General features: G+C 69.0%; 8 protein-coding genes and 1 pseudogene. 3 read left to right on the top strand and 6 right to left on the bottom strand.

Annotated elements, in window-relative coordinates:
- Window positions 1-95: 95 nt before the first annotated feature.
- Window positions 96-1,619: a hypothetical protein gene (locus Q322_RS0105710; protein WP_029476787.1), complete on the bottom strand. Its 1,524-nt coding sequence runs from the start codon at window positions 1,617-1,619 to the stop codon at window positions 96-98.
- 62 nt (window positions 1,620-1,681) lie between these two features.
- On the opposite strand from Q322_RS0105710, the gene Q322_RS23140 reads away from it, so the two are divergent.
- Window positions 1,682-1,822, top strand: coding sequence for a hypothetical protein (locus Q322_RS23140; RefSeq protein ID WP_156952905.1), 141 nt, complete (start codon window positions 1,682-1,684; stop codon window positions 1,820-1,822).
- Here the strand turns inward: Q322_RS23140 and hrpB are convergent.
- Together hrpB and Q322_RS0105720 are read right to left on the bottom strand one after the other, a co-directional pair.
- A complete protein-coding gene (gene hrpB / locus Q322_RS0105715; protein WP_029476788.1) occupies window positions 1,819-4,344 on the bottom strand; it encodes an ATP-dependent helicase HrpB in 2,526 nt (841 codons plus the stop codon). The genes Q322_RS23140 and hrpB overlap by 4 nt on opposite strands.
- Window positions 4,345-4,570: 226 nt before the next feature.
- Window positions 4,571-5,221, bottom strand: coding sequence for an MBL fold metallo-hydrolase (locus tag Q322_RS0105720; RefSeq protein WP_245593150.1), 651 nt, complete (start codon window positions 5,219-5,221; stop codon window positions 4,571-4,573).
- A 44-nt stretch (window positions 5,222-5,265) separates the two neighbouring features.
- Here Q322_RS0105720 and Q322_RS0105725 point away from each other — a divergent pair, with 44 nt between their 5' ends.
- Window positions 5,266-5,829: a peroxidase-related enzyme gene (locus Q322_RS0105725; protein WP_029476792.1), complete on the top strand. Its 564-nt coding sequence runs from the start codon at window positions 5,266-5,268 to the stop codon at window positions 5,827-5,829.
- 103 nt (window positions 5,830-5,932) lie between these two features.
- Here Q322_RS0105725 and Q322_RS0105730 read toward each other — a convergent pair whose 3' ends face one another.
- The 3 genes from Q322_RS0105730 to dxr form a co-directional block, all read right to left on the bottom strand.
- Window positions 5,933-6,787, bottom strand: coding sequence for a hypothetical protein (locus tag Q322_RS0105730; protein ID WP_245593151.1), 855 nt, complete (start codon window positions 6,785-6,787; stop codon window positions 5,933-5,935).
- A 77-nt stretch (window positions 6,788-6,864) separates the two neighbouring features.
- Window positions 6,865-7,995: a M50 family metallopeptidase gene (locus tag Q322_RS0105735; protein WP_029476795.1), complete on the bottom strand. Its 1,131-nt coding sequence runs from the start codon at window positions 7,993-7,995 to the stop codon at window positions 6,865-6,867.
- Window positions 7,992-9,152 carry a 1-deoxy-D-xylulose-5-phosphate reductoisomerase gene (dxr, locus tag Q322_RS0105740; protein ID WP_029476796.1) on the bottom strand — a complete coding sequence of 387 codons (1,161 nt, stop codon included), beginning with the start codon at window positions 9,150-9,152 and terminating at the stop codon, window positions 7,992-7,994. The genes Q322_RS0105735 and dxr overlap by 4 nt, the downstream gene beginning before the upstream one ends.
- Window positions 9,153-9,353: 201 nt before the next feature.
- On the opposite strand from dxr, the pseudogene Q322_RS22290 reads away from it, so the two are divergent.
- Window positions 9,354-9,607 (top strand): annotated as a pseudogene (locus Q322_RS22290) (transposase); the annotation flags it as partial.

A 9,607-nucleotide genomic window follows, 5' to 3' on the forward strand; every position in this document is an offset into this window, starting at 1 on the left:
GAGTGGATGGTCACATGGGCGTGGGCTGCCCTGCCGCCTGACCACAGGGGGGATTCCGACGCTTTCCTTTACGCTCACGCGGCCCGGATCAACGGTCACGGCGATGTGCGCGGGACAGCAGTGGTAGCCACAACCTGGACCCCCCCGAAAACCACGTCTGGTGAGCCGGTGGCTGCTGCCGCGCCCACACCGCCGCTACTGGCGGCGGGAGCTGCGGGAGCGGCTCGCAGCGACCACCACAGGGCCGCGCCGAGCAGCACGATCAAGACGAGCACCAGCGGCAGCCAGCGCAGCGGCGGCGCGGCCTGCCGCTTCTTGGGAGCCGTGCGGACCACGCGCCAGGAGTCGTCCTCGTCCCAGCCGATCTTGATGGGCGTGAGATTGCGCGCCGACGTGGGCCGGCCAGCGGACGCGCCCCCGGGCAGCCGTTGGACCGCTGCTCCCACCTGTCCACCACCCGCCCGGCGCAGGGAGGCGGGCAGACGCTCGACCCGGCGCGTTTGCGGGCCAGACGTGGCGGTCACGCCCGCCGCTCCCCCACTCTCGGCCTGCCCCTCCGCAAAGCCCATCTGAAAAGGTTCGGGCACCGGCACGCCCAGCGCGGCCTGTTCGGCGGCCCTGGCGACCTCGCGCTGCTCCTCTTCCTGCTGGGCTTTCAGGCGGGCAGCCTTGCGGCCAGCGGCGGCCCGGCTGTCGACCATGGCCTGCTCGCGGCGCTCGTCGTTCTGGCGTTTGCGGCGCTCCTGGGGCGTCTCGGTCTGGCCCACCGGCGCGTTGGAAAAAGGAGAGGTGGCCGAGGGTTGAGCCTGTTCTGGCACGGCGTTCCCAGATTCGGCAGACGCGGGCGGAGTCGTGAGAACCACGATGTTTGCCGCCGTATCCAGCTCTGGCTGGAGGACCGTCTCATCTGATCGGTCCGGCGAAATCTCAGACGCCGTTGCAAGCGGCCCGGAAGAGTCAGGCTGGACTGTCACGTCTTGCTGCGCGGTCTGTGTCCCGGCCCTGGACGCCTCCAGCACAGTCGATTGATCCGGGACTGGGGTCAGTGACACCTCCTGCCCCGCCGCATCACCCGTGATCAACGCCAGCGCCTCGCCTGCGTTCAGGGAGCCGGGGCGGTCGAGCAGGGGACGCAGGGCACCGGGCAGCCCGCCCAGCGCCTGCAAGGTGAGGACCAGGTCGCTCAGGTCTCCCTCGGGAGTGGCGTACTCCCCCCAGGGCAGGCCCGCCCCCGCCAGCGCCACCCCGCCGTCATAATTCCAGAGTTGCGCCCGGCTGACGCCCCCGTGCGCCAGTCCGTGGGCGTGCAACGCACTCAGGGCCGCCAGTGCGCCGCGCGCGGTGAGCAGCGGGTCCTGGGCGGGGTGGGCCAGAAGTGGCAACTCGGTCACCAGATACGCATGCTCGCCGTCCATTCCGCTGTCCACCACCGGCAGCAGGTCAGGCGAGGACGGCACTTCGGGCAGGCCCTGGGCGTGGGGCAAAACATGCAGCAGCACCGGAATTCCTGTCAGCCGGTCGGTGGCCCGCAACGTTTGAATGGGGCTGTCAGCCGCCGCCACACCATCCGCCGGGGGAGGCAGGGTCTGAACTGCCACGTAAGGGCCAATGGGCTTCACGCGGCCCAGTATAAACGGCCCGGTCTGAATTGGACGGCCAGAGTACGGGACCCGCAGAGACCGTGAAACGCAACGTCGCCCAGCCGCGAACAGCCGGACCCGCCCGTTGCCGCCTCGCCAAATACGGCGGCGGCGACGGGGCGCGGGTGTGCGAGCTGCTGGCCGCGTGGCCTCTGCGGCACCGCGCGGTGGATGGGCGTTAAACGCCCCGCCGTCTGGTCCCCTTCATGGGCGCGTGGGTCCACGGGTCATCCGGCCAGGGGTGCTTGGGGTAGCGGCCCCGCAGGTCCCTGCGAACCTCGAAATACGACGAGTTCCAGAAACTCCGCAGGTCCTGCGTGACTTGCACGGGCCGCCCGGCGGGCGACAGCAGATGCAGCAGCACAGGGGTGCGGCCCCCGTTGACGGCAGGCGTGTCGGCCAGCCCGAACAGCTCCTGCAACTTGACGGCCAGGATGGGGGATGAGCCGTCTGCGCGGTACTCCAGGCGAATGCGGCTGCCGGTGGGCACGGTCAGGTGGGTGGGGGCAAGGTCTTCGAGTTGCTGCGGCTGCGGCCACGCCAGCAGCGCCTGAAGCGCGGGCAGGAGGTTGATCCGGCCCAGGTCCTCCCGCGTGCGCGCCGTGCCCAGAAAGGGGCCGAGCCACTGTTCCAGCGTGCCCAGCAGCGCCGCACCGGACAGATCGGGCCAGTGGCCTTCGGGGTGCCAGTGGCGCAGCGATTCCACGCGGGCGCGCCACGCCCCGGCCCCGTGGGAGAAGGTCAGGAGGTGCAGGCCCCCCTCGCGGATGGCCCCGGCCAGCGCGTCCAGCCGCAACCCGGCGGGCAAGTCCCCGAGGGGGCAGGTTTCGAGGACCAGCGCCCCCACCCGCCGTTCACGCTGGGCCAGCAGGGTGCCGGTGCGGGTGTCCCAGCGCACGGCCTCAGTCCATGCGGCGCGGGCTTCAAGAACAGCGCGGGCCAGCGGCGCGGCCAGGTAGATGCGGCCCTCGGCGTTGTTCGGGTTCATGGCGCGGGCGTCCAGGTGGGCCACCGCCAGCGCCTCCGCCCCGGCCAGGGCGTCGCCTTCCGGCAGGGCCACACCCTGACCGCCCGCCAGCAGGAAGCGGCCCCGCACGCCGCCGGGCAGCGCCTCGCGCGACAGGGCCAGGCGTTCGGGGTAGGCCAGGGCGATGAGTGCGCCCAGATCGCAGGGATCGGGTTCAGCATTGTCCGGCCCCACGCCCAGCAAGCCGCGCCACTGCCTGGACAGCCGCTCAACGCGTTCCAGCACGGCTGGGTCTCCCCTGCCGCTGCGTCCGCCCCGCCACGTTCCCCCCCTCCAATAGCGCAACGCTTCCACCCGCTCAGTCAAGTCCGCGCCGGAGCCGGGGGGCAGCGGATCGCGTTCCTCCAGCAGCGCAGCCAGATCGGCAGCCAGCGGTCCCAGCCCGGCCTCCGCCCCGCCGGTCAGCAGGTGGGCCAGGCGCGGGTGGGTGGGAAACTCCAGCAAGCGCTGGCCTTCCGGGGTGACGCGGCCCGTGTCGTCAAGGGCACCCAGACCGCGCAGCAGCGCGCGGGCCGTCTCCACGCGGGGGGCGGGCGGCGGGTCCAGCCACGCTAACCCAGCGGGGTCCGGCGCACCCCAGGCGGCCAGCTCCAGCACCAGCGGCGCGAGGTCCGCCTCCAGCACCTCCGGGGGGCGGGCGGGGGGCAGCAGGGGCTGCGTGCGCTCCGGCCACAGGCGGTAAACCACGCCCGGCGCGGTGCGGCCCGCGCGCCCGGCCCGCTGCGCGGCGCTGTCGCGGGTCACGCGGCCCGTGACCATCCGGGTCAGGCCGCTGGCCGGGTCGAACGCCTGGGTCCGGCTCTGCCCGCCGTCCACCACCACCCGCACGCCGTCGATGGTCAGCGAGGTCTCGGCAATGCTCGTCGCCAGCACCACCTTGCGCCGCCCGCCCGGACCAGGCAGAAGGGCGCGGCGCTGCTCCTGCACGCTCAGATCGCCGTACAGCGGCAGCACCAGCGCATCGGTGTCGGCCAGTTGCGCGGCAGCCCCACGAATCTCGCGCACACCGGGCAGGAAGGCGAGCACGTCGCCCTCGTCTTCTTCCAGGGCCTGCCTAATTTTGCGGGCCACGGCGTCCTCCACGCGGCCCACAGGCTCGGCGGCCAAGTAACGCACCTCGACCGGGTGGGCGCGGCCCACGCTTTCTACCAGCGGCGCACCCAGGCGGGCGGGCAGGTCCGGGTCCAGGGTGGCGCTCATGACCAGCACGCGCAGGTCGCCCCGCAATGCGCCCTGCACCTCGCGCAGCAGGGCCAGCGCCAGATCGGCGTTCAGGCTGCGTTCGTGGAACTCGTCCAGAATGACCAGGCCCACACCCGCCAGCTCCGGGTCACGCTGGAGGCGGCGGGTCAGGATGCCTTCGGTGACGACTTCCAGGCGGGTCTGCTGGGACACCCGCGACTCAAAACGCACGCGGTAACCCACCGTCTCCCCCACCTTCTCGCCCAGGCCCTCGGCCAGCCGCGAGGCCACCGCCCGCGCCGCCACCCGCCGGGGCTGAAGCATGATAATGGACTGCCCGGCCAGCCAGTCCTCGTTCAGCAGGTCCAGCGGCAGCGCCGTACTCTTGCCCGCGCCAGGCGGGGCCTGAACCACCACCAGCGGATGCGCCGCCAGGGCCGCCCGCACCGCCGGGATGACCTCGGCGATGGGCAGGGTGGGCGGCTGGGCGGGCATGGGGGGCAGTGTAGACGGTGGATGGCCGATGGAGAAACGCTTGGAGCATTTGTCCGAATTACAGCATCGGGAAAAGAGACTCCCAATGCTTCCATCCTCTCCTGCGGAGCTGTGCCAGTCCCAAATGCTCGGCAAAATTCACTCACTGTCTTGGGCAGAACAGACGCCCATGAGGACGCTTACCCGCCCGTTCGGTCAAAAGTGAAGAACTCTTTTGACAAATGCTCTAGGAGATTTCCTGAGTCTCAGCTCTCCTGCCGCCCCGCCCGTCGCCGCACCTGCTCGGCGTCAGCGGACCGCCGTGACCGGGCAAGACGGCGCGCAGGTCCATGTCCGCCATCCGTTGCAGGGTCTGACGGGCCTGGGCGTGATCGGCGTTGTAGGCGGCTTTGGGCAGGTGTGCGCCGTCCCTGCCCCCGATCACGGCGTCGGCGGCCACCAGCACGCCGTCCATCAGCACGCCGATCTGTCCGGGAGTGTGGCCGGGCAGCGCCACGACTTCCCAGCCCAGCACTACCTCGCCGGGGTGGACCGCGTGCAGGGCGTCGGCGGCCACCTTGGGGTGCGCCCGTGACACCATGCGCCCAATTTCCGGGCGGCCCGCCGGGTACGGCAGATCGTGAACCACGCCGGTCAACTGCGGATGCTCCAGCAGCGGAAGGCCGCGCCGGGCCGCCCGCCATGCGCCGCCGGAGTGGTCCACATGGGCGTGGGTCAGCAGCACCGCGCCGGGCGCAAAGTCGCGCAGCATCCGGTCAAAGCGGGCCGAGTAGGGCCACGCCCCCGCGTCTACCAGCAGGCGGCCCAGTGGGCTGCTGAGCAAATACACATTGGCATACAGGTTGTGAATACGGACATTTGGGATGGGCGTGGTCACTGGCGCGATCATTTCATGGCGTGGGGCCTTAAGCTGTAAGCCTCATGAATAAAATCTCCTGGCTGGCCGTGCCGACGAGTGAGGACGCGCACGAGGGCGTCCGCAAACTGTGGAACAAGGCGGAGGCGAATCTGGGCTTCGTTCCCAACGTCTTCCGGGCGCAGGCGCTGAATGGCGAACAGTTCCTGGCGTGGTGGAACTCCTTTAACCTGCTGGTCAACAAGGCGGGTTACCTGAGCAACGCCGAGCGCGAGATGATGGCGGTGGTGGTCAGCGGCATCAACCGCTGCGTGTACTGCGCGGTCTCGCACGGCGCGGCGCTGCGGGACTCCGGGATGGACGCGCAGCAGGCCGATACGGTGGCCGTCAACTGGCGACACGCCGATCTGTCCGCGCGCCAGGCCGCCCTGTGCGCCTTCGCCGAGAAGCTGACCCTGCACCCCGCCGAGATGGCCGAGTCCGATCTGACGCCGTTGCGCGGGGCGGGCCTGGACGACGCCCAGATTCTGGAGGCCGTGCAGGTGATCGGCATGTTCAACATGACCAACCGCGTGAGCAGCGCTCTGGGCTTTATCCCGAACGCGGAGTATCACGCGCAGGGGCGGTAAAGCAGGGGCCGAACAGTTGAACCGCTGAACAGCCACAAATGATCGCGGCGTTTCAGCGGTTCAGCGGTTGGACCTTCAGATGGTGAGACGGGCCGCCAGAGCTTCAGCCGTCGCTGCGCGTGTACCCCGTGGCCTGCCAGCCGCAGCCGGAACGGACCAGTTTAATGCTGCCGCCGTAGGTGCCAGAGACCTTCTCGCCGTTGCTCTTCTGGGTGGCGGTGATGGTCACCTTGCCCAGCGCGCTGCCCGCATTGCCGTTGATGCTCACGCCGCTGACTTCTACCTTGTAGGACACGTTCGAGTACGCCGCGCCGTAGGCACTGGCGGCGGCCCCCAGCCCCTCGTCTGCTGCCGAACGGGCCGCGCCGCGCGCCGCAGCGATGTCCTGCTCGGGGGTCAGCTTGCACTCGGTGGGGGCGCTGCCCGCGTACAGGTTGGTGCCGGCCTCCTCAAATTTAAGGGGCGCGGGAATCTGGCCCTGAAGGTTGGCGACATTGACGCGGTAGTTGACGCCCACGGCCAAGCGCGGCCCGATGATAGGTTGCAGCGCCGTGCTGATCCGCTGCGCGCCGATTTCGACGTACCCCTCTACCGGCAGCAGGGCGATCCCGTACCGCAGGCCCAGCCCGCCCTGAATGGCGGCGTTGCTGCCCTGAATTTCCGCGCCCACCAGGGCGTAGGTGGTGAGATTGCCGAAGGTGAACAGGTCCCCAGTCACCAGCCCGCCAAAGGCCCCGGTGCCCGATTTGCCCTCCACGTTGCTGGTGCAGTAGGACCCCTGGCCGTAAATGCCAAACCGCCCTTCCTGGAAGCCCACGCGCCCGCCCACGATCTGGCAGCCCAGGCCCGCGCTGCTGTTCAGGCCCAGCCGCACGTCCGCCGCGCCCGCCGTCCCCACTGTCGCCAGTCCCGCCATCGCCAGACCCGCAGCCACCATCCCCTTCACTTTTCCGATCATGAAAACCGTTTTAACACAGCGCCGGAGCAGGACATGTGAATTGTTATGCTCTTTGCTATTGGCGTCTGTGGGCCGTCTTAGAAGAAGCGGCTCACGTCGCGCACCACCACGAAAGTCATCAGCAGCAGCACAAAGGCGAAACCCGCCACGTTGATGGCCTGCTCCTGCGAGAAGCTTAGCGGGCGGCGGCGCAACACGCCCACCAGCACCAGCAGGATGCGCCCACCGTCCAGCCCCGGAATGGGGATCAGGTTAAAAAAGGCCAGCGACAGGTTCAGGATGATCGCCACCTGTACCAGCGCCCAGGGTCCAGCAGTTGCGGCGCGGCCCACAATCTCGGTGGTGCCGATGGGGCCAGTGACGTTCTGATCCTGCGAGAAATTGAGGGTCAGAAAGCGTCCAAATAGGTTGCCGAACGCCCTCAACACCTGCGGCACCGCCTCCGCCGTGGTGGTCAGGGAGGTCTGGAAGGCCGCCCCCACGCCCGCAGGCACAATGTCCGGGCCGTAGCCGATGCCCAGCAGTTGCCGCTGGCCGTTCACGCTGGGCGTCCAATCGAAAGTGACGCTGCGGCTCTGCCCGGCCCGCTCCAGCGCGAAGGTGTGCGGTCCCGGCGTGCCCAGCACGTTGACGAGGTTCTGCCAGCCGGTCACGGTCTTTCCGTCCACCTGCAAGGTGTCGGGGATGTCCTGCCCATCGATGGCGGTGATCACGTCCCCGGTCTGGAGGCCCAGCGTCTGCGCGCGGGAATTCGGCTGCACCGACTCGATGCGCGCCCGGTCCAGGGCCGGGATGCCCTGCGAGGTAAAGGTCAGGGTCATCAGGAGGATGGCCAGCAGCAGATTCATCAGCGGTCCGGCGAACAGCACGGCGATCTTGCCCAGGGCGGGCAGGGAAGCAAAGCCCCTGGTGGCCTGGCGGTAACTGACCTCGCCCCCGCCGCCCCGGACCTCTTCCGGGGCCATGCCGTCGATTTCCACGTAGCCGCCGATGGGCAGCAGGCTCAGTCGCCACTCGGTGCCGCGCCACAGCCGCCGGAACACGATGGGACCCATGCCGATGGAAAACGAGTTGACCTGCACGCCCTGCTTTCTAGCCAGGGCATAGTGCGCCAGTTCGTGCAGGAAAGTGGCGACGCTGATGATCAGCAGGGTCCAGATCAGGCCCAGCGGGGTCAGCGCGGCGGAGAGGCTCTGGAAGAAGCTCACGCCCGCACCCCCACCAGTTCCCAGGCGCGCACCCGCGCCCAGGCGTCGATCTCGGCCAGCGAGTCCCAGCCCAGCGTTCCGGCGGGGGTTTCGTCCAGCACGCGCTCCAGCAGTTCTGGAATGCCCGTGAAGCAGAGTTGACCGGCCAGGAATGCCTCGACGGCCACCTCATCGGCGGCGTTCAGGGCGATGGGCAGCAGCCCGCCCGCCTCGCCCGCGCGGTAGGCCAGGCCCAGGCAGGGAAAGCGGTCAAGGTCGGGTTCCTTGAATTCCCACGTTCCGCGTAGCGGCCAGGACAGGTGCCCGGCCACCTCCGGCCCACGCCGCGCGCCGCGCACGTCACCGGGGCGCTGCATGCCGGTCGGGGCGGCGTCGATGGCGTAGGCAATCGGGAGGCGCATATCCGTGGGGCCGAGCTGCGCCTTCAGGCTGCCGTCGCGGAAGCGCACCGCCGCGTGGATCAGACTCTGCGGGTGGACCACCACGCCCACCTGGGACAGCGGCAGGCCGTACAGGCTGGCGCACTCCATGACCTCCAGCCCCTTATTCAGCAGGGTGGCGCTGTCGATGGTCACCTTTGGCCCCATGCTCCACGAGGGATGCTTCAGGGCCTGCGCAGGCGTCACGTTGCTCAGATCTTCGGGGCCGTCGCGAAAGGGGCCACCGGAAGCGGTCAGGATCACCTCGGCCACGTCTGCCATGTCCTCGCCGGTCAGGCACTGGAAAACGCCAGTATGCTCGGAATCCACGGGCACCACGCGCCCGCCGCCCTGTGCCGCCGCCTCCCAGATCAGGCCCGCCGCCGTGACCATCGCTTCTTTGGTTGCCAGTGCTACCGCCTGTCCTGCCTGGAGCGCGGCGCGGGTGGGGGCCAGCCCGATCAGGCCGCTCATGGCGTTGACCACCACATCGGCCTTTAATGCCGCCACCTCGCAGACATCGGCAGTCAGATTTACGTCGGGCAGAAGCGCTTTTGCCTCACCGTAGACCGCTGGGTCAACGCTGACCAGTGATGGACGAAACTCGCTCACCTGGGCCGCCAGCAATTCCAGATTGCGCCCCGCCGCCAGCGCCGACACCGTATAACCACGCTCGCGCGCCACATCCAGCGCCTGCGTGCCGATGCTGCCCGTGCTGCCCAAAACCGTCAGTTCCATGCCCGTCCGCTCATTGCGCCCCAGCATGACGCATGGGCGGCGGGCAGAGTGTGGGGTTGGGAGGTCTCACCGTGCGTATGACCCAGACTTCATATGTTTCGTGTCTTCAAAGGAAACTCAGATCCACTGATTGAGGTGGATTCACTGACGGCCTGACACAAAGTATGAGAAAGCGTCCCCGGTAGGGGACACTTTCTGTCTGTGACAACCAAAAATGCTACCGGGGACGCGCCCCGACTCTATCAAGCCGTCCTCGCCCACATCCAGAATGGATTGTGGAACGACATCCGCAACGCCCACACACTGGCTTGGATGGTCACGGGCCTGCTGCTCTCCCAGCGCAGTTCCATCCCCGCCTGGCTCCCCTACATCCACTCCCGTGCCACGTTCGCGCAAAGCAGCGAACGCCGCGTTCGTCGGTGGCTGGAGAATCCAGCCATCGACCCCACCAGCAT

The sequence above is a fragment of the Deinococcus frigens DSM 12807 genome (assembly GCF_000701425.1).
GTDB classification, from domain to species: domain Bacteria; phylum Deinococcota; class Deinococci; order Deinococcales; family Deinococcaceae; genus Deinococcus; species Deinococcus frigens.